The organism is Pseudomonas sp. MYb118, from assembly GCF_040947875.1.
Classification (GTDB): Bacteria; Pseudomonadota; Gammaproteobacteria; order Pseudomonadales; family Pseudomonadaceae; genus Aquipseudomonas.
In genome coordinates this window covers 1-23654 of the sequence record NZ_JBFRXN010000002.1, presented here as the reverse complement: position 1 = coordinate 23654, position 23654 = coordinate 1, and the positions used below count along the sequence as shown (strand labels likewise).

The following is a 23654-nucleotide window of genomic DNA, read 5'->3' as shown; positions in this document are numbered from 1 at the left end:
CTCAAGCCTTGCCGCGAATCAACCGGCGCAAGGCGAAGCGGTTAGGGTGACAGGCCTCGGCCACGGCGCGGGGCAGGGGCAGCGGCTCATTCTCGATCCACGCGGCGAGCAATTCGCCGGACAGCGGTGCGGTGACCAGGCCTCGGGAGCCGTGGCCGCTGTTGACGTACAGACCCTCCAACCACGGGCAGGGCACGTCCGGCACTTGCCGGGCGTCCTTGCCCAGGGCGCTGTAGACCTCGGCGAAGGCGTCGGCGTCGGCCAGCGGCCCGACGATCGGCAGGTAATCGGGGCTGGTACAGCGGAATGCGGCGCGACCCTGCAGCGCCTCCGGTTGCAGGGTGTCGGCGTGCAGGCGGGTCACCAGATCGGGCGAGATCTCTTCGAGCATCTTCAGATTGCCGGCGTGTTCTGCGGCGGTCGGTTCCAGGTCCAGGCTGTTGAAGTCAAAACTGGCGCCCAGGGTGTGTTCGCCCTGGCGTACCGGGGCGACGTAACCTTCGGCGCAGACCACGGTGCTCAGGGCCTGGCTCTCAGCGGTCTGCGGCAGTCGGGTGATCTGGCCACGGATGCGTTTGAGAGGCAGGTGGCTGCTGTAGGGGAATCGTTGCACTTCGGCAGCGCCGGCCAGTACCACCACGGGCGCTTCGGCCAACAGTTGCTCACCGTCGAAGGCTTGCCACTGCCCTCGCTCGCGACGCAGTTGCAGCACGTCGTGATGGGCCAGCACTTGAATCTGCGGATGGGCCGCTTGCCATTGGCACAAGGCCGGTGGATGCGCCCAGCCGCCCTCGGGGAAAAACAGCCCGCCGCTGGGCAGGCCGATGCCGGCGCGGGCCTCGGCCTGGTCTTTATCCAGGGTGTGCAGCAAGTCGTGGGGAAACGCCTGCGCGAGTTGCGCCTGGCGTTCGGCTTCCTTGGCGTTGAACGCCAGTTGCAGCACGCCGCAACCATCCCAGTCGAGGCCGCGGTGCAGGTGTTCGAGCACCCGCCGGGTGTAGCCGAAACCGCTGAGAATCAACTGGGACAGCGCCGTGCCGTGGGCCGACAGCTTGAGGTAGAGCACGCCCTGGGGATTGCCCGAAGCTTCCCGGGCCAGGGCATCGCGGCGCTCCAGCACAGTGACCCGCCAGCCCCGTGACGCCAGGCTCGCGGCCGTCGAACAGCCGGCCATGCCACCGCCGATCACCAGGGCGCGACGTTCGCCGGCAACCGGTTGGGGGCGGGCAAACCAGGGCTTGGCCACGGCGGGCGCCGGCACTTCCTGCGGCCAGCCGAGGAAAGCGCCACGCAGGATTTCCCACTTGTGGCCGATGCCGGGGGTGCGCTTCATCTTGAAGCCCGCCGCGTTCAGCAGGCGACGAACCCAGCCGGTGCTGGTGAAGGTGCTGATGGTCGAGTCGGGCGCGGCCAGCCGGGCCAGTTCGACGAACAGTTCGGCGGTCCACATGTCCGGGTTTTTCGCCGGGGCGAAACCGTCGAGGAACCAGGCGTCGACCTGGGCGTCCAGTTGCGCCAGCTGATCCAGCGCATCGCCGATCAACAGGGTCAGGGTCACGCGCCCTTCGGCCAGCACCAGGCGCTGGAAGCCCGGATGAATCGCCACGTACTGCGCGAGCAACTGATCGGCGAACGGCTTGAGTTCCGGCCACAACGCCAGCGCCCGGTGCAGGTCGGCGGCGCTCAGCGGGTATTTCTCGACGCTGACAAAGTGCAGGCGCGCCCCGGCCACCGCCTGTTGTTCGAACAGTTGCCAGGCACAGAGGAAATTCAGACCGGTGCCAAAACCGGTCTCGCCAATCACCAGCCGCCCACCGTCCGGCAACGCGGCAAAACGCTCGCGCAGGGCGTTCTGTTCGAGGAACACGTAGCGGGTTTCATCCAGCCCCGACAGGTCGGAGAAATACACATCATCGAACACCCGCGAACGCGGGAGCCCTTGGTCATCCCAGTCGAGCTGGGCGTGGGGCAGAACAGGTTTCATGGCAGGCTCGGTCACGGCTAGGGGGCCATTCTAGCTGATCGAAGAGGTTGATCCATGATCCAGGGCAACCCGATTCCCTGCACACCACCTCACCCCTGTGGGAGCGAGCCTGCTCGCGATGGTCGTCAACGCTAACACTGCCTGCCTGACACCCTGCGGTGTCCTGGCGCTCATCGCGAGCAGGCTCGCTCCCACAGGATTTTCACCGCCCTCTGTAGGAGCGAGCTTGCTCGCGATGGTCGTGAACGATAACGCTGGCTGCCTGACACCCCGCGGTGTCCTGGCGTCCATCGCGAGCATGCTCGCTCCCACAGCATTTTCACCGCCCCCTGTAGGAGCGAGCTTGCTCGCGATGGAGGTCAACGCTAACACTGGCTGCCTGATACCCCGCGGTGTCCTGGCGTTCATCGCGAGCAAGCTCGCTCCTACAGGATTTTCACTGCCCTTTGTGGGAGCGGGCTTGCCCGCGATGGTCGTGAACGATGACGCTGGCTGCCTGACACTCCGCGGTGTTTTGGCATTTATCGCGAGCAAGCTCGCTCCTACAGTTGACCGAGGTCCTGATAGCTACGGGTTTTTCCGCTAGGCTTGTGCAATCTTCAATGGGAGCGGTCCATGTTCGAATCTGCCGAAATCGGTCACGTCATCGACAAAGAAACCTACGACGCCGAAGTGCCGGTGCTGCGCGAAGCCCTGCTCGAGGCGCAGTTCGAACTTCAGCAGCAGAAGCGCTTCCCGGTGATCATCCTGATCAACGGCATCGAAGGCGCCGGCAAGGGCGAGACGGTGAAGTTGCTCAACGAATGGATGGACCCGCGCCTGATCGAGGTGCGCACCTTCGACCAGCAGACCGATGAAGAACTGGCGCGCCCACCGGCCTGGCGCTACTGGCGGATGCTGCCGGCCAAGGGGCGCATGGGCATCTTTTTCGGTAACTGGTACAGCCAGATGTTGCAGGGCCGGGTCCATGGCGAGTTCAAGGACCCGCGACTCGACCAGGCGATCAACGGCGCCGAGCGCCTGGAGAAAATGCTCTGCGACGAAGGCGCGCTGATCTTCAAGTTCTGGTTCCACCTGTCCAAGAAGCAGATGAAGGCGCGGCTCAAGTCGCTGGCGGACGATCCGCTGCACAGCTGGCGCATCAGCCCGCTGGACTGGCAGCAATCGGAGACCTACGACAAGTTCGTCAAATACGGCGAACGCATTCTGCGCCGCACCAGTCGCGACTACGCACCCTGGCACGTGATCGCCGGCATGGACCCGCGCTACCGCAGCCTGGCGGTGGGCAAGATCCTGCTCAAGGGCCTGCAAAGCGCCCTGCAACGCCCCGACATTCACCCGGACAAAGTCAGCGCCGCCCCCTTCGCCAGCAGCGTCGACCAGGTGAGCCTGCTCGACAGCCTCGACCTGACCCGCCGCTTGGAAAAGGACGATTACGAAGAGCAGTTGATCACCGAACAGGCGCGACTCTCCGGCCTGATGCGTGACAAGCGCATGCGTCGCCACGCGCTGGTGGCGGTGTTCGAAGGCAACGATGCGGCAGGCAAGGGCGGTGCGATCCGCCGGGTGGCGGCGGCGCTCGATCCGCGTCAGTACAGCATCGTGCCCATCGCCGCGCCCAATGAAGAGGAACGCCAGCATCCGTACCTGTGGCGCTTCTGGCGGCAGATCCCGGCGCGCAACAAATTCACCGTGTTCGACCGCTCCTGGTATGGCCGGGTGCTGGTGGAACGCATCGAAGGGTTTTGCAGCCCGGCCGACTGGCTGCGCGCCTACGGCGAAATCAACGACTTCGAAGAGCAGCTCGCCGATGCCGGCGTGGTGGTGGTCAAGTTCTGGCTGGCCATCGACAAGGACACGCAAATGGAGCGTTTCGAGGAGCGCGAGCACACCCCGTTCAAGCGCTTCAAGATCACCGAGGACGACTGGCGCAATCGCGAGAAGTGGGACGACTACCGCGCAGCCGTGGGCGATATGGTCGATCGTACCAGCACCGAGATTTCCAACTGGACCCTGGTGGAAGCCAACGACAAGCGCTGGGCTCGGGTCAAGGTGTTGCGCACCCTCAACGAAGCCCTGGAAGCGGCGTTCGAAAGGTCTGACAGACACGGGAAAAAAGACAAGTAACCCGATGGTCACGCATACGCCGGGTGAATGATTGTCGCGGGCGAAGAGGGGCTGGACTTATGCTCGGTCCACTCTCAACCGACAACAACAATGAGGTATGCCATGCGTGAAGTGGTGATCGTCGACAGCGTACGGACCGGCCTGGCCAAGTCCTTTCGCGGCAAGTTCAACCAGACCCGTCCGGACGACATGGCGGCCCATTGCGTCAATGCCCTGCTGACGCGCAACGGCATCGACCCGGCCAGTGTCGAGGATTGCATCGTCGGCGCCGGCTCCAACGAAGGCGCCCAAGGCTACAACATCGGGCGCAACGTCGCCGTGCTGTCGCGCCTGGGCACCGGCACCGCCGGCATGACCCTCAACCGCTTCTGCTCCTCGGGGTTGCAGGCGATCGCCATCGCCGCCAACCAGATCGCCTCGGGCTGCAGCGACATCATCGTTGCCGGTGGCGTCGAGTCCATCAGCCTGACGATGAAAAGCGTCAACACCGACAACCTGATCAACCCGCTGCTCAAGGAGCAGGTGCCGGGCATCTACTTCCCCATGGGCCAGACCGCCGAAGTGGTCGCCCGTCGCTACAGCGTCAGCCGCGAAGCCCAGGATCTGTATGCCCTGCAAAGCCAGCAGCGCACCGCCCAGGCGCAGGCCGCCGGCCTGTTCGATGACGAAATCGTGCCAATGGCGGTGAAGTACCGCGTGGAGGACAAGAACACCGGTGCAGTGCAGATCCTCGACGGCGTGGTCGATCGTGACGACTGCAATCGCCCGGACACCACTCTGGAAAGCCTGGCCGGCTTGAAACCGGTGTTCGCCGAAGACGGTTCGGTCACGGCGGGCAACTCCTCGCAGTTGTCCGACGGTGCCTCGATGACCCTAGTGATGAGCCTGGAAAAGGCTCTGGCGCTGGGTTTGAAGCCCAAGGCGTTCTTCCGCGGTTTCACCGTGGCCGGTTGCGAACCCGACGAAATGGGCATCGGCCCGGTGTTCTCGGTGCCCAAACTGCTCAAGGCCAAGGGCTTGCAGATCGCCGACATCGACCTGTGGGAACTCAACGAAGCGTTCGCCTCGCAATGCCTGTACAGCCGCGACCGGCTGGGCATCGACAACGAGAAGTACAACGTCAACGGCGGCTCGATCTCCATCGGCCACCCGTTCGGCATGACCGGCTCGCGTCAGGTCGGGCACCTGGTGCGCGAGTTGCAGCGGCGCAACCTGCGTTACGGCATCGTCACCATGTGCGTGGGGGGCGGGATGGGGGCCAGTGGGTTATTCGAGGCGGTGCGTTGAGATTGTGGTGATTGTTAGATAGCTATCGCGAGCAAGCTCGCTCCTACATGGGATCTGTGTCGTTCACATATCCCCTGTAGGAGCGAGCTTGCTCGCGATAGGGGCGCCCCGGTCTAAGACCGGGCACCTGAACCCTGCATCCGCCCAATATAAGCCTCGATCTCCTGCACAGCCTTCTCCATGCTGTCGAACGGCCCTTCAAGGGTGTTTTCCCGGGTGCTGAAGTACAACTCCCCGTTGACCCGACTGACCCGGTCGCTGCGAAAGTGCATGGCAGGGGCGTTGTCCTGGGCGCGCATGCCGTACATGGCGGTCTCCTGATGAAGGTGGTTTGGCTCACTCAAGCTTATGCATGAACGGCTTGCGGCGCCTGGCGAGTCGATCAACGGCTATCGCCAATAAATCGTTGCGACCCGCACAGTTTTATTTGCGCCGGGGCGCCAACTGTCTCTGTGTGCCACGTGCCGCTGCGCCTAGAATGACCATTCCTGCCATCTGGCTCCTGAGGTACGCATGCACATTTCATCCGGTCGCTGGGTTTACGGTCTGTTCCTGGCCCTGTTGACCGCGCTGTTGTGGGGAATCCTGCCGATCAAGCTCAAACAGGTCCTGCAAGTGATGGACCCGGTGACCGTCACCTGGTTTCGCCTGATGGTCTCCGGCAGTTGCCTGTTCATTTACCTGGCGGCCACCCGGCGCCTGCCCAGTCGCAAGGTGCTCGGCCCGCGTGGCGGCTGGCTGGTGCTGATGGCGGTGTGTGGCCTGGTGGGTAACTACGTGCTGTACCTGATGGGCCTCAACCTGCTGAGCCCCGGCACCGCGCAACTGGTGGTGCAGATGGGGCCGATCATGCTGCTGATCGCCAGCGTGTTTGTGTTCAAGGAACGTTTCAGCCTCGGCCAGGGCATTGGCCTGATGGTGTTGCTGCTGGGCTTCGGCTTGTTTTTCAACCAGCGCCTGACTGAATTGCTGACCTCGCTGAGCGACTACACCGCTGGTGTGCTCCTGGTGCTGCTGGCGTCCACGGTCTGGACGTTCTACGCCTTGGGCCAGAAGCAGTTGCTCACGGTGTGGAATTCGTTGCAGGTGATGATGGTGATCTACCTGTTCTGCGGGCTGCTGCTGACGCCGTGGGTGCATCCGCTGGAAGCGCTGCAACTCAATCCGCTGCAAGGCTGGTTGCTGCTGGCCTGCTGCATGAACACGCTGATTGCCTACGGCGCCTTTGCCGAAGCGCTGGCCCATTGGGAAGCCTCGCGGGTGAGTGCGACGCTGGCGATCACGCCGCTGGTGACATTTGGTGCGGTGGCCATTGCGGCCTGGGTCTGGCCTGAGTTCGTGCATGCCGAGACGATCAACGGCCTGGCGTATGGCGGGGCGGTGCTGGTGGTGCTGGGTTCGGCGCTGGTGGCGTTGGGGCCGTCGTTGATTGCCGGGCTGCGGGCGCGGCGGGCGAGGGTGGCGGCTGGTTAGACCGCGTTATCGTTCATCGCGAGCAGGCTCGCTCCCACAGTATTTTCAGTGCATTCACCATGTGTATGAACACCACTGAACCCTGTGGGAGCGAGCCTGCTCGCGATGGTGTAACAGGCGCCGAGAAACTCAGCCCTTGGCCCCAGCCTCCAGCATATTCTCCGGCCGCACCCAGGCATCGAACTCTTCATCGGTCAGATACCCCAGCTGCAACGCCGCTTCGCGCAGGGTCAGCCCTTCGGCATAGGCCTTCTTGGCGATTTCTGCCGACTTGTCATAGCCGATATGCGGGTTGAGCGCCGTCACCAGCATCAAGCCCCGCTCCAGGTGTTCGGCCATTTTCTCGGCATCCGGCTCAAGGCCCGCGATGCAATGCTGCTGGAAGTTGCTGCAACCATCGCCCAGCAGTCGGATCGACTGCAGCAGGTTATGGATGATCACCGGTTTGAACACGTTCAGTTGCAGGTGACCCTGGCTCGCCGCGAAACCGATGGCGACGTCGTTGCCCAGCACCTGGCACGCCAGCATCGACAGCGCTTCGCACTGGGTCGGGTTGACCTTGCCGGGCATGATCGAGCTGCCCGGTTCGTTGGCCGGCAGTTTCACCTCGGCAAAACCGGCACGCGGGCCCGAGCCCAGCAGGCGCAGGTCGTTGGCGATTTTCATCAGGGTCACGGCGAGGGTCTTCAGCGCGCCGGACAAGGTGGTCAGTGGCTCGTGACCCGCCAGCGCGGCGAACTTGTTCGGTGCGGTGACGAACGGCAGGCCGGACAGCGCCGCGAGTTCGGCGGCGACGGCTTCGGCGAACCCGTGCGGCGAGTTCAGGCCGGTGCCGACCGCGGTGCCGCCCTGGGCCAGTTCACACACCGCCGGCAGCGCGCTGCGGATCGCCCGCTCGGCGTAGTCCAGTTGCGCGATGAACCCCGAGAGTTCCTGGCCAAAGGTGATGGGCGTGGCATCCATCATGTGGGTACGCCCGGTCTTGACCAGCTTCATGTGGCGCGCGGACAACTCCGCCAGCCCGCCCGACAGTTCGCTGATCGCCGGCAGCAACTGGTGTTGCACGGCCTGGGCGGCCGCGATGTGCATGGCGGTGGGGAAGCAGTCGTTGGAGCTCTGCGAGCGGTTGACGTGATCGTTGGGGTGCACCGGCGACTTGCCGCCACGGGGGTTGCCGGCCAGTTCGTTGGCGCGCCCGGCGATCACTTCGTTGACGTTCATGTTGCTCTGGGTGCCACTGCCGGTCTGCCAGACCACCAGCGGAAACTGGTCGTCGTGGTTGCCATCGAGCACTTCGTCGGCAGCCTGTTCGATCAGGCGGGCGATGTCGGCGGGCAGGTCGCCGTTGCGGTCGTTGACCCGCGCCGCGGCTTTCTTGATCAGCGCCAGTGCGTGCAGCACCGCCAGCGGCATGCGTTCGTCGCCGATGGCGAAGTTGATCAGCGAGCGTTGCGTCTGAGCGCCCCAGTAGGCTTCATCCGGGACTTCAACCTGGCCAAGGCTGTCGGTTTCGATACGGCTCATCGTGCACACTCCTGTAGGTCCAATTGCGCAATTTAGGCCGTGCATGCCGGCCGTGGTTCCATCGGTCTGGTTTTCGACCATTCAACCCCTCTAAATCAAGCGCGGCAAGGGTTGGGGTTGAGTGACACACTTTTTTAGGCGCAGAATGGTCGCCCTTGGGGTTATACCTCGCCTGCTAGAAAAGGAAACTCGATGACTCGTCTTCGTGCCATCTGTACCGCGGTTGCACTGGTTTGCGCCAGCGGCCCTGTCTTTGCCGATACCGCCAGCCACAACGCCAGTGCCGAGGCTTTCCTGACCCTGGCACATGCCGATAAGTTGGGCACTCCGGTGTACATGCAAGTGCAGCAGATGTTCGCTCAGCGCTTCGCCCAGACCAAGGCGCCCGAGTCGAAGAAAGCCTTGCTGGAAACCTACCAGGCCAAGGCCAACGCCGCGCTGGACCAGGCCATTGGCTGGAATAAGCTCAAGCCCGACATGGTCAAGCTCTATACCACCAACTTCAGCGAGTCCGAGCTGAAGGATCTGGTCGCGTTCTACCAGTCGCCACTGGGCAAGAAAGTCCTGGAAAAAATGCCGCAACTGACCCAGCAATCGGCCCAGATGACCCAGGCCAAGCTGGAAAGCGCGGTGCCGGTGGTCAACAAGCTGCTGGCAGACATGACCGCCGAGCTTGAGCCGAAGGCTGCCGCTCCTGCCAAGAAAAAGCCTTGAGCGGAGCCCCGGTATGACCATGCAACAACGCATTGAATCGACGCTGGCGCTGCTCCAGCCTGAGCACCTGCAAGTGCTGGATGAAAGCCACATGCACAGCCGTGGGACACAAACCCACTACAAGGCGGTGGTGGTCAGCCAGCAGTTCGAAGGGCTCAACCGCGTCAAGCGCCACCAGAAGGTCTACGGCACGCTCGGCGAGCTGATGGGCGAGTTCCATGCGTTGGCGCTGCACACCTACACCCCGCAGGAATGGGCAGAGATCGGCGCGGCCCCGGCTTCGCCGACCTGTGCCGGCGGCAGCAAGCATTAACCACAGGTTTTTTGCTAGAATCCGCAACGCGCCCACCAGGGCGCGTTTTTTTTGAATCCGGTTCACCCCTTACGAGGGTAGCCACCTGGAGAATCACCCATGACACAACCGATTGTCGTGGCGGCACTGTATAAGTTCGTCACCCTGGAAAACTACGTCGACCTGCGCGAGCCGCTGCTGCAGGCCATGGTCGACAACGGCATCAAGGGCACCCTGCTGATCGCCGAAGAAGGCATCAACGGCACCGTTTCCGGGAGCCGCGAAGGCATTGATGGCCTGCTGGCCTGGCTCAAGAATGATCCGCGCATGGTCGATATCGACCACAAGGAATCGTACTGCGACGAGCAGCCGTTCTATCGCACCAAGGTCAAGCTGAAAAAAGAAATCGTCACTTTGGGTGTCGAAGGCGTGGACCCGAACAAGAAGGTCGGCACCTACGTCGAGCCGCAGGACTGGAACGCGCTGATCAGCGACCCCGAAGTTCTGCTGATTGATACCCGCAACGACTACGAAGTGTCGATCGGCACCTTCGAAGGCGCTATCGACCCGAAGACCACCAGTTTTCGCGAATTTCCCGACTACATCAAAGCCAACTTCGACCCGGCCGTGCACAAGAAGGTCGCGATGTTCTGCACCGGTGGCATCCGCTGCGAGAAGGCTTCGAGCTACATGCTCAGCGAGGGTTTCGACGAGGTCTATCACCTCAAGGGCGGCATCCTGAAGTACCTCGAAGAAGTGCCGCAGGAAGAAACCAAGTGGCAGGGCGACTGCTTCGTGTTCGACAACCGCGTGACCGTGCGTCATGACCTCAGCGAAGGTGACTACGATCAATGCCACGCCTGCCGGACTCCGGTTAGTGTCGAAGACCGCGCATCCGAGCATTATGTGGCCGGTATCAGTTGCCCGCATTGCTGGGATACCCTGAGCGAGAAGACCCGTCGCAGCGCGATCGACCGGCAGAAGCAGATCGAACTGGCCAAGGCCCGCAACCTGCCGCACCCGATCGGCTACAACTACAAGCAAACCCCTTCCGAGGCTTGATCCATGTCTGCACGCCGCCTGCTGTATGTAATGGACCCGATGTGTTCCTGGTGCTGGGGTTTCGCGCCAGTGGCCAATGCGTTGGTGGAGCAGGCGCAGGCAGCGGGTGTGGATGTGCACCTGGTGGTCGGCGGTTTGCGCACCGGCAGCGGTTCGGCGCTGGAGCCGAGCACCCGGCGCTACATCCTTGAGCATTGGCAGGCGGTGACCGAGGCCACCGGCCAACCGTTCAAGACCGAGGGCGCGCTGCCCGAAGGTTTTGTCTACGACACCGAGCCTGCCTGCCGCGCGCTGGTCACCGCGCGCAGCCTGGCACCGGATTGCGCGTGGAAACTGCTGGGCCTGATCCAGAACGCGTTTTATGTGCAAGGTCGCGACGTCACCCACGCCAGCGTACTGGTGGAGCTGGCCGAGCAGGCCGGCGTGCCGCGCATCGAGTTCGCGGCGGCCTTCGACCGCGCCGACATGCACACCGCAACGGCGGCGGATTTCACCTGGGTGCAGGACCTCGGCATCGCCGGGTTCCCCACCTTGCTGGCCGAGCGTGATGGCCAGTTGGCCCTGCTGACCAACGGCTATCAGCCGTTGAACGTGCTGTCACCGTTGCTCGGGCGCTGGCTGGAGCGTGCTGCCTGTGCCTGACCTGCAGGACGAATCACCTGTTCGCAAGCGTGCCGATCGACTGAGCTGGGCGGAAATCCGCCGCCTGGCCCTGCAACATAAAAAAGCCCTGTGGATCGCCAATGGCGTCGCCGTCCTGGCGACCCTGTGCAGCGTGCCGATTCCCCTGTTGTTGCCGTTGCTGGTGGATGAAGTGCTGCTGGGCCACGGCGATTCGGCGCTGAAGGTGATGAACCACGTGCTGCCGGGCCCTTGGCAGAAAGCGGCGGGGTACATCGGCCTGATGCTGCTGGTGACCTTGTTGCTGCGTTGTTCGGCGCTGCTGTTCAACGTGGTGCAGGCCAAGTTGTTCGCGGCGCTGGCCAAGGACATCGTCTACCGCATTCGCACGCGCCTGATCGAGCGGCTCAAGCGCATCTCCCTCGGTGAATACGAAAGCCTGGGCAGTGGCACGGTGACCACGCACCTGGTGACCGACCTCGACACCCTGGACAAATTCGTCGGCGAAACCCTCAGCCGTTTCCTGGTGGCCATGCTGACGCTGGTCGGCACCGCGAGCATCCTGATCTGGATGCACTGGAAGCTGGCGCTGTTGATCATGCTGTTCAACCCGCTGGTGATCTACGCCACGGTGCTGTTGGGCAAGCGGGTCAAACACCTGAAGAAACTCGAGAACGACAGCACCTCGCGTTTCACCCAGGCGCTGACCGAAACCCTTGATGCCATCCAGGAAGTGCGCGCCGGCAACCGCCAGGGCTTCTTCCTCGGGCGCCTCGGCCAGCGGGCGCGCGAGGTGCGCGACTACGCCGTGAACTCGCAGTGGAAAACCGACGCCTCGAACCGCGCCAGTGGCCTGTTGTTCCAGTTCGGCATCGACATTTTCCGCGCCGCGGCCATGCTCACCGTGCTGTTTTCCGACCTGTCCATCGGCCAGATGCTCGCGGTGTTCAGCTACCTGTGGTTCATGATCGGGCCAGTGGAGCAACTGCTCAACCTGCAATACGCCTATTACGCGGCCGGCGGTGCGCTGTCGCGGATCAACGAATTGCTGGCCAGGGCCGATGAACCGGAGTATCCGGGCGGCGTCGATCCGTTCAACGGTCGCGATACCGTGGGCATTGAAGTGCAGGGCCTGAGCTTCGGTTATGGCGACGAACTGGTGCTGAACCAGATGAACCTGTCGATCGCCCCTGGGGAAAAGGTCGCGATCGTCGGTGCCAGCGGCGGCGGCAAGAGCACCCTGGTGCAGTTGCTGCTGGGCTTGTACACGCCGCTGGCCGGGACGATCCGTTTCGGCGGTTCGACCCAGCAGGAGATCGGCCTGGAAACCGTGCGGGAAAACGTTGCGGTGGTCCTGCAACACCCGGCGCTGTTCAACGACACCGTGCGCGCCAACCTGACCATGGGCCGCGAACGCAGTGACGAAGCTTGCTGGCAGGCCCTGGAAATTGCCCAGTTGCACGCCACCATCCGCGAACTGCCCAATGGCCTGGACAGCGTCGTCGGGCGTTCCGGCGTGCGTTTGTCCGGCGGTCAACGCCAGCGCCTGGCGATCGCGCGCATGGTCTTGGCCGAGCCCAAGGTGGTGATCCTCGACGAGGCCACCTCGGCGCTGGATGCCGCCACCGAATACAACCTGCACCAGGCGCTGGCGCGCTTTCTCAGCCAGCGCACCACGCTGATCATCGCCCACCGTCTGTCGGCAGTGAAGCAAGCCGACCGGGTGCTGGTGTTCGACGGCGGGCGGATTGCCGAAGATGGCGACCATCAGCAACTGATTGCCGATGGCGGTTTGTACGCCAAGCTTTACGGGCATTTGCAGCAGTTGTAAGTCATTTCCACAGCACTTGCAGGGCGTCGCTGGCGCCGTCGTAACCGAACTCCTTGATCACCACCGCGCAACTGCTGCACGGTGGCATGGTCGTGGCCACATCGACCGTGGCCAGCAAATTGTTCTGCGGATACTTCTCCCTGAGGGTGCGGATCAGCTTGGCTTCGCTGTCCAGGGAGGTCGGCCGGCGGGTCATCTCCGGTTTGTAGCGCTCGATGTCCTTGATGGTGTGCGGAATGGCCAGCAGCTTGCCGTCGCTGGAAACATCCAACGAGGTGCGGGCGAACGCCTGGCCGTGGTCGACATTGAAGTACCTCGTGCCGTTGACGATGACCCCGTCGGCGGGAAACGGCGGCTTGAACAGCGGCAGCTCTGCGGTCAGGCCCAAAGCCCCGGAAACGCTGACATAGACCTCGCGCTTGCCGTCGGCCGTGACGACGTCGGCAAACGCAATGTTCCTCGGATTGTGCGCTTGCAGTTCGGGCGGCAGCAGTTTTTGAAAGGCCTGCATGGCCTTGTTGATTTTCAGATCACTGCCTTGCTCGATGGCGATGGTCTTCTCGGTAAACAGGGTGTCGAAGATTTCTGCGGTTCTCTGGCGCAAGGTGTCCGAGGCATGACGGCTGCGCGACCAGGACGTCGCGCCGCTCGCCAGTTGGGTGACGATCATGCGGGTGGAGTGGTCGAACAGCACGGCTTCGCCAGGGCTGGTATCGACCTTGAGCCACTTGAGGCCTTCGGGCGGGTGCGCATGGCCACCAATCGGAATGGCGATCTCGTCCATGGTTTTCATCGCCCGTTCCACGGCGCTGGCGCCATGTATCCTGGCCATGTTATTGGCGTTCAGGGAGCCGGTGTAAACGGTCTTCAACTCGTCTGCCAGGCCGGCGGGCAGGCTGTGTGCCGTGTGCAGGGTCAGCGGGTCGGTGAAGGTCTGCCCCGGCAGGCGTTCGGCGACGTAGAAGTCCCCTGGCCCCAGGCGGGTAAAGACATAGTGCTTCGAATCATCGAGGGCGGGGACGATGATTGCGCCCGTCTCGAACGTATCGAACCGGTTCCTGTAGGGGATTTGCACCTTGAGCCTGGTGTAGATGCCTTTCTGGAACAGCACGCTGGCCTCGAGTTTCTTGTAGTTACCCAGGGCTTTGAACAACAGCGGCCGGGTGGGGAAGGCCGGGGTGTAGACCATGTCGCCAAACCATTCGGCGAAACCCTTGTCGGGGTCATGGCTGCCCAGGCTCGGCGTCACCGCTGCGGTGCCGGTGACATAACGGGTTTTGCAGACGGCATCCGCGGCCTCCATGCGTGGCCGCCGACAGGGCATGGCCTGGAAAGGGCTGGGGTCGTCGATCAGGTCGGCACGGCGCAGTTGCCCGGCGTCCAGGCGATAGGGGAAGTCGTCGATCAGCAGCGTGACGCTGCCATCGACCTCGAACAGCTCACGGACGGCAGCCTGTGTCGGGACTTGCGCCAGGGCGTGGGTTTCTCTCGCTGGCAACATCGTCAAGGTCGAACGGCCGGGTACCAGGTGGCGGCGATTGTCGGGTTGGTGCGGGCCGTAGGGCAGGGATGTCAGCGGATCGACAAGGTGCCGGCGTTTCCCGCTCGATGTGCCGCTGTTGCGCACCACCACGTCGTTGATGCCGTCGAGGGTGACCAGTTCATCACTGTCCGTCAGCGCTCTCCAGCGGCCGGGATCCATGACCTGATGCACGTTGTGGGTCAGGCGAAAGCTGCCGGTTTGCCCGATCACTACCCGCGCGCCTCTGCTGGCCAGGCTGCCGACGGTGTGCAGCGTTTTGCCGATGCCGCTCAGTGTCGATTTCAGCAGTGACGGCAGGCCGTCCAGCGGGTTGAGGTTTTGCAGCGTCGCGCCGAGCAACTGGCGGGTCAGGGTCGAATAAGAGGGCAGGCTGGCCTTGGCGACCATGCGTGACGCACCAGTGGCGAGCCTGGCCAGGCGCACCGAGCCAGAGATGAATTTGCCGATGGGGAACAGAAATGACGCCAGGTCCAGCAGCAGCCCGGCTGCACCCAGGGCCTGGGTCTGGGCATCCCTGGACGACAGGTCGTCAAGGCTGCCCCAGAACGGCACGAACCCTTTGACTATCGCCATCAGCGCTTCCCGACGTTGCTCACGCTCGGCCCTGTGGATGTCGAACGCCGTCATGCCGCGGGCCTGGAGGTGCAAGTCCTGTTCATCGACGAATAGATGATTCGATGCCACGAAGTCGCCTATCGCTTTGAGTTTCCCGTGCAGCGCGATGACACCGCTCAGAACCTGGATCGCCGGAACCTGCCCCCTGTCATCGAGGAAACCGATGAAATATTCGCGTTCGACCGGCACCGTGCCACGCCAATGAGCAGACCAGTCCAGGCGCAGGGATGTGCTGAGGTCGCGTTCGGGCGCATAGGTCTGGTTGGGAATGGCGGCGTGCAGGGGGAATTCGGTATAGACGCCGTTGATCGTCGAAAACCGCAAGCCGCTGCGGCGGCGAATGTAGCCGGCGCTGGGAATCAGCTCGAAGTAGCTGATGGCTTGCTCGTGGTTCACCTGGAGCACAAAGCCCTTCCTGGCCCGGATGTCGACGGTCTGTCCGTCCTTCCGGCTTTTCTGCCGCAAGCCCAGCAGCCGCACATCACCGAGTTCCAGCGCCTGGCGTTCAACCTGGGGCAGCGAGGCGAGCAGGCTGGTGATCAGGACCTGGTAGGCCGAGCGCAGGGATGCAACATGGTGCACGAAGTCGGCCTGGAACAGGTCGTTGATGTTCGGCAGCTCCTGACCCGAGATCCTGGCCAGGTCGTCGCCGAAAACCGTTCGGTATTCGCCAGTCGGGTCCTTGCGCTCAAGGTGGCACAGGCGCTGGTCGTCGAGCCTGAAGGTCATGGCGGTCGGCGTCTTGCCATCGGCCTGGGTCACGCCCCATCTTTTTTCCTTCTCGAACTGGCCGTCGGGGTACAGGTCGAGAAACGCCAGGCCTGGCAGTTTCAGCAGCGGAGCATCCCGGGCTCCCCGATTGAGTGCCGGGTCCAGGGAGAACAACCGGACGCCGTCCGATTCGAACGTGCGCGCCCCAAACTGCTCGTCCTTGATCCGTTTGGCCATTTTCAGTCGGTCCGGGGGCGCTGCGTCGATGGCCTGCACGGCGTTGCCCAGGCTGTCGCTGTGGTACTCCAGCATCGCCAGCGCCTGTTCGACTTCTTGCGCGTTGTAATCGGCGGCAGGCTTGGAGGCGACGACACCCATGCACGCCGCCCATTGTAGGGCCGGGCTGATTCTCAGGCGGGCAATGCTGGCGAGCTCTGCCGCCGAGGCCGAGGCGCTGCGTTGTAGCGGCAGGTCGATGAGCTGTTGAAAGGACAGCGGTGTGGAGCGCTCCAGGCCCAGCTCATCGGCCAGCAGTACGCCGTGCATGAAATTCACCCACACCAGCGAACTCTTGTAGCGCAGGTCCGACGGGATATCGCCTACGGCAAAGTCCCTGGACAGCCAGTTCTTCAGCAGGTGCGCGAGGACGATCGAGCCTTTGGTCGTGGTGGCCCACCGTTTGTGCAGCAGGTGTCGTTCGAAATCCCCGAGCAGCGTTGGGTAGCTTTTGCCCCAGTGTGCCGGGTCTTGCCAGTCGAAGCCGGCGAGCTCCTGTGTCTCGCCGGGCGACGAGGCGTGCAGATGCAGGTGGATGGCTTTGCACACCAGTTGATGGCGCACGGACGCCGGGGTCTGTTCGCCGGCACGCGCACCGTACCATTTGAGCTTGCCCAGCAAGCGGTCCGCCAGGTCCTGCGCCGGTTCCGATGCGATTATCCGTTGCAGGTAAACCGTTGGGGTGGCGCGTACTTGTTCTTCCGACGCGGCATCGAGTACGTCGGTAAACAGATGATGGGTCAGCGAAGGCTCGCCGTTCAGGAAGCTTTTCACGGTTTCGGTCATTCGCGCATTGGCGTTCTTGGTCATGTAGCTGTCGATGGACATCGAGTGCGTGCCCGCCCGCAGCAGCGCCTTGTACCGTCGGCGGTCGCGGGCGGACGGCCTGGGCCGCAAGGCATTGATGTCCGGGCCGCTATCCAGGCCCACTGCCTGGCGGGCGCGCGTTTCTTCGTGACTCAGGTCGGATGCAGCAAAAGTGGTCGCCGGCATGTCTCACTCCTTGGCAACGCTTTCCCCGTGAATGGGAGAAAGCCGGGAGTGCAGTACAACGATTCGCCCAGGCGTGCGGGTGGTACATATATACGACTGATCCGTCGCTTGCCGGAATCGCAAACGCCCCCTAGTCTTGCGTAAGCGATTTCGTCCGGAAGACGAGCAAGCGGTGCTAAAAACAAGGGACCTCATGAATCAAACGCGGACTCTCGGAACGCCACGGTTGCTGGGCATCGTTTGGCCCTTTATTGCCGTTGTGCTGTTCCAAGCCCTGTTGGGTGGCGTCAGCCTTTATGTGCTGTCTGCGGTGCGCGGCTATGTGGCGGGTGAAAGTCTCTGGTCCAAGGGCCAGAAAGACGCCATCTATTACCTGAACCTCTACGCCGACAGCCGCGACGAGACAATTTTCCAGAAGTACCAGAGCGCGATCGCCGTGCCCCAGGGCGGGCACGAGTTGCGCGTGGCGCTGGATCGTCAGCCCCCGGACATCCCGGCGGCGCGGGTGGCGATCCTCAAGGGCGGCAACCACCCGGATGACGTGTCCAGCCTGATCTGGCTGTACCTCAACTTCCGCCATTTCAGTTACCTGGAAAAAGCCATCGACCTGTGGACGGTGGGGGACGGCTATCTGGTCAAGCTCGATGAGGTGGCCAGGGAGATGCATCAGCACATCACGGTCAGCCAGCCCACCGACGACGATATCCGCCGCTGGAAAGCGCAGATTTTCGCCATCAACGATGAAGTGACTCCGGCGGCCAAGGCCTTCAGCGATGCCCTGGGGGAGGGCTCGCGGGTCATTCTTCGCCTGTTGCTGGTGACCAACCTGGCCACCGCCCTGGGCCTGATCGTCCTGGCCCTGATGCGCACCCACAAGCTGCTCAAGCAGCGCCACGCCTTCGCCGACGCCCTGCAACTGGAGAAGGACCGGGCGCAGATCACCCTGCAATCAATCGGTGACGGCGTGATCACCACCGATGTGACGGGCGCCATTACCTACATGAACCCGGCGGCCGAAGCGCTGACTCACTGGAAAGCCGAGCAGGCGACCGGCCTGCCCCTGGCAGCGCTGTTCAATGTGCTGGACGAGAACGCCCAGGCCGAAGGCTTTACCCTGATCGAACGCATCCAGAGCGGCCAGCTCACCGGCGGCAGCGAACATTCCAAGCTGATCCAGCGCCTGGACGGCAGTACGGTGTCGGTCACCCTGGTGGGCGCACCGATCAGCAATGCCGGCAAAGTCAGCGGCACCGTGCTGGTGTTGCACGACATGACCCAGGAGCGGCAGTACATCGCCAACCTTTCCTGGCAGGCGACCCATGACGCCTTGACCGGCCTGGCCAATCGCCGTGAATTCGAATACCGCCTGGAACAGGTGCTGCATAGCCTGACGCGGCAGCCGGGGCGCCATGCGCTGATGTTCCTCGACCTCGATCAGTTCAAGCTGGTCAACGACACCTGCGGCCATGCGGCGGGGGACGAGTTGCTGCGCCATATCTGCGCGTTGCTGCAATCGGGTTTGCGCGAAGGCGATACACTGGCCCGGCTGGGCGGCGACGAGTTCGGCATCCTGCTGGAAAATTGCGCGCCGGAAGCGGCGGAGAAGATTGCCGAAAGCCTGCGCCAGACTGTGCAGAACCTGCATTTCGTGTGGAAGGGCCGACCGTTCGTCACCACCGTCAGTGTCGGGCTGGTGCATGTCAATCATCACCCGACCACCCTCGAAACCTCCCTGCGTGCCGCCGACATGGCGTGCTACATGGCCAAGGAAAAAGGCCGCAACCGGGTTCAGGTGTATCACGCCGACGACTCGGAGCTGTCTCTGCGGTTCGGTGAGATGGCCTGGGTGCAACGTCTGCACATGGCGCTGGAGGAAGACCGCTTCTGCCTGTACGCCCAGGAAATCGCCGCGCTGGGGCAGGCCGAGCAGGGCAGCGGCCACATTGAAATCCTCTTGCGCCTGCACGATGAGGCGGGGCGCATGATTCTGCCGGACAGTTTCATTCCGGCGGCAGAGCGCTATGGCCTGATGACCTCGCTGGACCGCTGGGTCGTGCACAACGTGTTCAAGATCATCGCCCAGTGCATCGCCGAGCGACATGAGGGGCCGCTGGCCATGTGTGCGATCAATCTGTCAGGCAGCACCATCGGTGATGAGGCGTTCCTGGACTTCCTGCGAGAGCAGTTCAGGACCTGGTCGATCCCGCCTGAAATGATTTGTTTTGAAATCACTGAAACCAGCGCAATATCCAATCTGGGTAGCGCGATCAGATTTATCAACGAGCTCAAAGGGTTAGGTTGCCATTTTTCCCTTGATGACTTTTGTGCCGGAATGTCCTCATTCGCGTACTTGAAACATTTGCCTGTAGACTTCCTGAAGATCGACGGGAGTTTCGTAAAGGATATGCTGGACGACCCGATTAACCGCGCCATGGTCGAGGTGATCAATCACATCGGCCATGTCATGGGTAAGCGTACGATTGCCGAGTTTGTTGAAACGCCCCAGATCGAGCAGGCATTGCTGGAGATTGGGGTGGATTACGCTCAAGGGTATGTCATTGAGCGCCCGCATCTGTTTACCTGCGATAGTCTGCAAAGTCGTCCCGCCAGGCCCCAACCCTTGCTGTTCAAGGCGCCTGGCACGTTCCGTTGAAATCTCTCGCTGATCTTGAACAATCACAATCAAAAGGAACCCGACAGTGATCGACTCATTCAACCGAACCGGACCCCTCATGGAAGCTGCAAGTTATCCCGCCTGGGCGCAGAAACTGATCCAGGATTGCAGCGAGAGTAAACGCCGGGTAGTCGAGCACGAATTGTACAAGCGCATGCGCGATAACAAGCTCAGCGCCAGGACCATGCGCCACTACCTGATCGGTGGTTGGCCGGTGGTCGAACAATTCGCGCTCTACATGGCCCAGAACCTGACCAAGACCCGCTTTGCCCGCCACCCGGGCGAAGACATGGCGCGGCGCTGGCTGATGCGCAACATTCGTGTCGAACTCAACCACGCCGACTACTGGGTGCACTGGAGCCGCGCGCACGGTGTTTCCCTCGAAGACTTGCAGGCGCAACAGGTGGCCCCCGAGCTGCACGCCCTGAGCCACTGGTGCTGGCACACCAGCTCGGCGGACTCGCTGATCGTCGCCATTGCCGCGACCAACTACGCCATCGAAGGCGCGACCGGTGAATGGTCGGCGCTGGTCTGTTCCACGGGCGTCTATGCGGCGGCCTTCCCCGAGGAAGACCGCAAGCGGGCCATGAAGTGGCTGAAGATGCATGCCCAGTACGACGATGCCCACCCGTGGGAAGCCCTGGAAATCATCTGCACGCTGGCCGGCATGAACCCGAGCAAGTCCCTGCAGGCCGAACTGCGCCAGGCGGTGTGCAAGAGCTATGACTACATGTTCCTGTTCCTGGAACGCTGCATGCAGCTTGAGCATGCGGAAAAGACCACGGTAGCCCGCGAGCGCATGGCGCTGGCCGAAAGCTGACCTGTAGGTGTGTAGGAGCGAGCTTGCTCGCGATGAGGATGTGTCAGTCACATAGTCGTATCTGACCCACCGCAATCGCGGGCAAGCCCGCTCCTACAGACATAAAAAAAAGCCCGCCCCTCTATGGATAGAGGGGCGGGCTTTTTTTGTGGGCTCACTCAGGTACTGAGCTTCAACCCGATCAACCCGGCAATGATCAGCGCCACGCTGGCCAGGCGGAACAGCGCCATCGACTCACCGAACAGAATGATCCCGGCGATGACCGTGCCGACTGCACCGACACCGGTCCAGATCGCATAGGCGGTGCCCAGTGGCAATTCCTTCATGGCCAGGCCCAGCAGGCCAAGGCTGATGGCCATGGCCGCGATGGTCAGGGCGGTGGGCAGGGGGCGGCTGAAGCCGTCGGTGTATTTCAGGCCCACCGCCCAGCCCACTTCGAACAGGCCGGCGAAAAACAGAATGATCCAGGACATGACAGACCTCCATCTTTGACGGGGTCGTCCCCAGGCTAATGACTCGATCGAGCCGCGAGGTCGTCCCCGCGATGCGCAGTATAGTGCCCATCATTGGTGCATGGATCAAGTTGGTGCGTCAGTCAGTAACCCGTTGCGCCGCGCCGTCTTCGTCGTGCTCGTCGCTCATGCGGCGGAAATACGTCGAGAGCAGCGCCCCGGAAATATTGTGCCAGACGCTGAACAACGCGCTCGGCACCGCCGCCAGAGGCGAGAAGTGCGCACTGGCCAGTGCGGCGCCCAGGCCGGAGTTCTGCATGCCGACTTCCAGGGCCAGGGACTTGCGCTGGGCCAGCGGCAGCTTGAACAGGCGTCCGGTGAAGTAACCCAGCAGGTAGCCGAAGCTGTTGTGCAGCATGACCACGGCCATGATCAGCAGGCCCGACTCGGCGATTTTTGCCTGGCTGGCGGCAACGACGGCGGCGACGATGATCACGATGCTCACCACCGACACCAGCGGCAGCACATCCACCGCGTGGCGGACCCGGTCACCGAGCAGGCGCTGGGCAACCACACCGAGCACGATCGGCAGCAGCACCACTTGCAGGATCGACCAGAACAGCTCCATGAACGACACCGGCAACCAGGCCGAGGCCAGCAGCCAGATCAGCGCCGGGGTCAGCACGGGAGCGAGCAGGGTGGTGACGGCGGCGATGGCCACCGACAGTGCCAGGTCACCGCGAGCCAGCCAGGTCATCACGTTCGACGAGGTGCCGCTCGGGCAGCAGCCGACCAGGATCACGCCGACGGCGATCTCCGGCGGCAGGTGAAACACCTGGCAGAGCAACCACGCCACACCGGGCATGATCACGAAATGCGCGACCACGCCCAGGGCCACGCGCCACGGGTGGCGAGCGACGGCGGCGAAGTCTTCGAGTTTGAGGGTCAGGCCCATGCCGAACATCACCAGCCCCAGCAACGGCACGATGGCGCCCTTGAGGTTGAGGAACCACGCCGGTTGCAGAAATGCCACGACGGCGAAAATCAGTACCCAGTAAGCGAAGGTGTTGCCGACAAAGCGACTCAATGCAGCCAGTGCACGCATGGCCTGATCCTTATTATCTATTTAGTGACACTGATCGTTCCCACGCTCTGCGTGGGAATGCAGCCAGGGACGCTCTGCGTCCCTACAAAGCCGAACGCGGAGCGTCCGTGGAGGCATTCCCACGCGGAGCGTGGGAACGATCATTTCGGGGAGAAAATCACCAGATCCCGTTAGATCCCCTGCGGCATCTCTTCACCGCCCAACGCCTCGACCAGCGCCGGCAGGAAGTCGCCGAAGGTCAGCATCATCAGGGTGAAGCTGGCGTCCAGCTGGCCGAGGGCTTCGTCGCCGCCGTCCTGTTCCGCCTGGTCCTGCAGCAGGTCTTCGAACTTCAGGCGCTTGACCACCATCTTGTCGTCGAGGACGAAAGACAGTTTGTCCTGCCAGGCCAGCGACAGCTGGGTGACCACTTTGCCGGTGCTCAGGTGCAGCTGGATTTCTTCGCTGGTCAGGTCCTGGCGCTTGCAGCGCACGATGCCGCCGTCTTCGTGGGTGTCGCGCAGTTCGCATTCGTCCAGCACGAAGAAGTCGGGAGCGGCCTCCTGGGTGGTGACCCATTCGGTCATGATCGCGGTCGGTGCGGTCTTCACGGTCAGCGGGCGCACCGGCAGGGTGCCGATCACTTCACGCAGGGTCGACAGCAGGTCTTCGGCGCGTTTCGGGCTGGCCGAGTTGACCAGGATCAGGCCCTGTTTCGGCGCGATGGCGGCGAAGGTCGACGAGCGACGGATAAAGGCACGCGGCAGAAACGCCTGGATGATTTCATCCTTGATCTGGTCGCGTTCCTTTTTGTAGACCTTGCGCATTTGCGCCGCTTCGATCTCTTCGACCTTTTCCTTTACCGCGTCACGCACGACGCTGCCCGGCAGGATGCGTTCTTCCTTGCGCGCGGACACCAGCAGGAAATCGCCGCTGACATGCACCAGTGGCGCATCTTCACCCTTGCCGAACGGCGCGGTGAAACCGTAGGTGGTCAACTCCTGGCTTGCACAGGGCCGCGCCAGTTTGGTGGCCAGTGCAGTTTCCAACGCCTCGGCATCAACAGGCAGATCTTGGGTCAGGCGATAGATAAGCAGGTTTTTGAACCACATGGGGCGAATCTCTCCTTTATACAAAGTGGGGCATTATTCTCTTCGTGGCGCCATAGGCCAACCCTTCTCTAAGCCTTTGGAAGGCCTGAAAAAATTATTTAAGAAAGTGCTTGCCAGAGGTGGGAGTGCTCCGTAGAATGCGCGCCACACCGAAAGTGAAGGGTGATTAGCTCAGCCGGGAGAGCGTCTGCCTTACAAGCAGAATGTCGGCGGTTCGATCCCGTCATCACCCACCATTCGCTTCCAGTGTTACGCGCAGCGGTAGTTCAGTCGGTTAGAATACCGGCCTGTCACGCCGGGGCTCGCGGGTTCGAGTCCCGTCCGCTGCGCCATATTCGGTTACCTGGAACACTGAACGCCAGGTCACCACAGAAAAGCCCGCTCACGCGGGCTTTTTTCTGTCTGTTGTTTGTGCAGGTCGCATGGTTTCACCGGTTTTCAGGTTTTTTTGATTTTTTT

At 62.6% G+C, this 23654-nt stretch carries 17 protein-coding genes and 2 tRNA genes; 12 read left to right on the top strand and 7 right to left on the bottom strand.

Going from position 1 to position 23654, the window contains the following annotated elements; all coding sequences use genetic code 11:
- Position 1 precedes the first annotated feature (1 nt).
- Positions 2 to 1984, bottom strand: coding sequence for a bifunctional tRNA (5-methylaminomethyl-2-thiouridine)(34)-methyltransferase MnmD/FAD-dependent 5-carboxymethylaminomethyl-2-thiouridine(34) oxidoreductase MnmC (mnmC, locus tag ABVN20_RS05880; protein WP_368554590.1), 1983 nt, complete (start codon positions 1982 to 1984; stop codon positions 2 to 4).
- Positions 1985 to 2599: 615 nt separating this feature from the next.
- Here mnmC and pap point away from each other — a divergent pair.
- Both pap and ABVN20_RS05870 read left to right on the top strand, forming a co-directional pair.
- Positions 2600 to 4111, top strand: coding sequence for a polyphosphate:AMP phosphotransferase (gene pap / locus ABVN20_RS05875; RefSeq protein ID WP_368554589.1), 1512 nt, complete (start codon positions 2600 to 2602; stop codon positions 4109 to 4111).
- 102 nt (positions 4112 to 4213) lie between these two features.
- Positions 4214 to 5398: an acetyl-CoA C-acyltransferase gene (locus ABVN20_RS05870; RefSeq protein WP_368554588.1), complete on the top strand. Its 1185-nt coding sequence runs from the start codon at positions 4214 to 4216 to the stop codon at positions 5396 to 5398.
- Positions 5399 to 5511: 113 nt separating this feature from the next.
- Here ABVN20_RS05870 and ABVN20_RS05865 read toward each other — a convergent pair whose 3' ends face one another.
- Complete coding sequence (locus tag ABVN20_RS05865) at positions 5512 to 5706, bottom strand: DUF6316 family protein (RefSeq protein ID WP_368554587.1); 195 nt, start codon at positions 5704 to 5706, stop codon at positions 5512 to 5514.
- Between the two features lie 205 nt (positions 5707 to 5911).
- Here ABVN20_RS05865 and ABVN20_RS05860 point away from each other — a divergent pair, with 205 nt between their 5' ends.
- Positions 5912 to 6871 (top strand): DMT family transporter, encoded by a 960-nt coding sequence (locus tag ABVN20_RS05860; RefSeq protein WP_368554586.1) that lies wholly within the window; start codon positions 5912 to 5914, stop codon positions 6869 to 6871.
- 129 nt (positions 6872 to 7000) lie between these two features.
- Here the strand turns inward: ABVN20_RS05860 and ABVN20_RS05855 are convergent, their stop codons facing one another.
- Complete coding sequence (locus ABVN20_RS05855; protein ID WP_368554585.1) at positions 7001 to 8395, bottom strand: class II fumarate hydratase; 1395 nt, start codon at positions 8393 to 8395, stop codon at positions 7001 to 7003.
- 192 nt (positions 8396 to 8587) lie between these two features.
- Between ABVN20_RS05855 and ABVN20_RS05850 the strand changes: the two genes are divergently transcribed.
- From ABVN20_RS05850 to ABVN20_RS05830, 5 genes are all read left to right on the top strand, one after another.
- On the top strand, positions 8588 to 9109 hold the full coding sequence (locus ABVN20_RS05850; RefSeq protein WP_192306129.1) for a DUF2059 domain-containing protein: 522 nt from the start codon (positions 8588 to 8590) through the stop codon (positions 9107 to 9109).
- Between the two features lie 13 nt (positions 9110 to 9122).
- Positions 9123 to 9422: a BolA family protein gene (locus ABVN20_RS05845; RefSeq protein ID WP_368554584.1), complete on the top strand. Its 300-nt coding sequence runs from the start codon at positions 9123 to 9125 to the stop codon at positions 9420 to 9422.
- A gap of 99 nt (positions 9423 to 9521) precedes the next feature.
- Positions 9522 to 10463: a rhodanese-related sulfurtransferase gene (locus ABVN20_RS05840; RefSeq protein WP_368554583.1), complete on the top strand. Its 942-nt coding sequence runs from the start codon at positions 9522 to 9524 to the stop codon at positions 10461 to 10463.
- A 3-nt stretch (positions 10464 to 10466) separates the two neighbouring features.
- Positions 10467 to 11105, top strand: a complete 639-nt coding sequence (locus tag ABVN20_RS05835; protein ID WP_368554582.1) for a DsbA family protein — start codon at positions 10467 to 10469, stop codon at positions 11103 to 11105.
- A complete protein-coding gene (locus ABVN20_RS05830) occupies positions 11098 to 12915 on the top strand; it encodes an ABC transporter ATP-binding protein (RefSeq protein WP_368554581.1) in 1818 nt (605 codons plus the stop codon). The genes ABVN20_RS05835 and ABVN20_RS05830 overlap by 8 nt, the downstream gene beginning before the upstream one ends.
- A 1-nt stretch (position 12916) precedes the next feature.
- Here ABVN20_RS05830 and ABVN20_RS05825 read toward each other — a convergent pair whose 3' ends face one another.
- Positions 12917 to 17053 carry a hypothetical protein gene (locus ABVN20_RS05825; RefSeq protein ID WP_368554580.1) on the bottom strand — a complete coding sequence of 1379 codons (4137 nt, stop codon included), beginning with the start codon at positions 17051 to 17053 and terminating at the stop codon, positions 12917 to 12919.
- A gap of 193 nt (positions 17054 to 17246) precedes the next feature.
- On the opposite strand from ABVN20_RS05825, the gene ABVN20_RS05820 reads away from it, so the two are divergent.
- On the top strand, positions 17247 to 19706 hold the full coding sequence (locus ABVN20_RS05820) for an EAL domain-containing protein (RefSeq protein WP_368554579.1): 2460 nt from the start codon (positions 17247 to 17249) through the stop codon (positions 19704 to 19706).
- A gap of 46 nt (positions 19707 to 19752) precedes the next feature.
- Positions 19753 to 20547, top strand: coding sequence for a TenA family transcriptional regulator (locus tag ABVN20_RS05815; RefSeq protein ID WP_368554578.1), 795 nt, complete (start codon positions 19753 to 19755; stop codon positions 20545 to 20547).
- Positions 20548 to 20705: 158 nt separating this feature from the next.
- On the opposite strand, the gene sugE is transcribed toward ABVN20_RS05815, so the two are convergent.
- The 3 genes from sugE to rdgC all read right to left on the bottom strand — a co-directional run bounded on the left by sugE (position 20706) and on the right by rdgC (position 23195).
- Positions 20706 to 21020 carry a quaternary ammonium compound efflux SMR transporter SugE gene (sugE, locus tag ABVN20_RS05810; protein ID WP_368554577.1) on the bottom strand — a complete coding sequence of 105 codons (315 nt, stop codon included), beginning with the start codon at positions 21018 to 21020 and terminating at the stop codon, positions 20706 to 20708.
- 118 nt (positions 21021 to 21138) lie between these two features.
- Positions 21139 to 22104, bottom strand: coding sequence for a bile acid:sodium symporter family protein (locus ABVN20_RS05805; protein ID WP_368554576.1), 966 nt, complete (start codon positions 22102 to 22104; stop codon positions 21139 to 21141).
- A 170-nt stretch (positions 22105 to 22274) separates the two neighbouring features.
- A complete protein-coding gene (gene rdgC, locus ABVN20_RS05800; RefSeq protein WP_368554575.1) occupies positions 22275 to 23195 on the bottom strand; it encodes a recombination-associated protein RdgC in 921 nt (306 codons plus the stop codon).
- 160 nt (positions 23196 to 23355) lie between these two features.
- Here rdgC and ABVN20_RS05795 point away from each other — a divergent pair.
- A tRNA-Val gene (locus ABVN20_RS05795) sits at positions 23356 to 23431 on the top strand.
- Between the two features lie 19 nt (positions 23432 to 23450).
- Positions 23451 to 23527, top strand: a tRNA-Asp gene (locus tag ABVN20_RS05790).
- The last annotated feature ends 127 nt before the right edge of the window (positions 23528 to 23654 follow it).

Coding starts and splice junctions, on each gene's coding strand:
- ABVN20_RS05840 (WP_368554583.1), top strand. CDS start 9,522: ATGACACAACCGATTGTCGTGGCGGCACTGTATAAGTTCGTCACCCTG.
- pap (WP_368554589.1), top strand. CDS start 2,600: ATGTTCGAATCTGCCGAAATCGGTCACGTCATCGACAAAGAAACCTAC.
- ABVN20_RS05825 (WP_368554580.1), bottom strand. CDS start 17,053: ATGCCGGCGACCACTTTTGCTGCATCCGACCTGAGTCACGAAGAAACG.
- rdgC (WP_368554575.1), bottom strand. CDS start 23,195: ATGTGGTTCAAAAACCTGCTTATCTATCGCCTGACCCAAGATCTGCCT.
- ABVN20_RS05845 (WP_368554584.1), top strand. CDS start 9,123: ATGACCATGCAACAACGCATTGAATCGACGCTGGCGCTGCTCCAGCCT.
- ABVN20_RS05820 (WP_368554579.1), top strand. CDS start 17,247: ATGAATCAAACGCGGACTCTCGGAACGCCACGGTTGCTGGGCATCGTT.
- ABVN20_RS05860 (WP_368554586.1), top strand. CDS start 5,912: ATGCACATTTCATCCGGTCGCTGGGTTTACGGTCTGTTCCTGGCCCTG.
- ABVN20_RS05870 (WP_368554588.1), top strand. CDS start 4,214: ATGCGTGAAGTGGTGATCGTCGACAGCGTACGGACCGGCCTGGCCAAG.
- ABVN20_RS05865 (WP_368554587.1), bottom strand. CDS start 5,706: ATGTACGGCATGCGCGCCCAGGACAACGCCCCTGCCATGCACTTTCGC.
- mnmC (WP_368554590.1), bottom strand. CDS start 1,984: ATGAAACCTGTTCTGCCCCACGCCCAGCTCGACTGGGATGACCAAGGG.
- ABVN20_RS05850 (WP_192306129.1), top strand. CDS start 8,588: ATGACTCGTCTTCGTGCCATCTGTACCGCGGTTGCACTGGTTTGCGCC.
- ABVN20_RS05835 (WP_368554582.1), top strand. CDS start 10,467: ATGTCTGCACGCCGCCTGCTGTATGTAATGGACCCGATGTGTTCCTGG.
- ABVN20_RS05855 (WP_368554585.1), bottom strand. CDS start 8,395: ATGAGCCGTATCGAAACCGACAGCCTTGGCCAGGTTGAAGTCCCGGAT.
- ABVN20_RS05805 (WP_368554576.1), bottom strand. CDS start 22,104: ATGCGTGCACTGGCTGCATTGAGTCGCTTTGTCGGCAACACCTTCGCT.
- sugE (WP_368554577.1), bottom strand. CDS start 21,020: ATGTCCTGGATCATTCTGTTTTTCGCCGGCCTGTTCGAAGTGGGCTGG.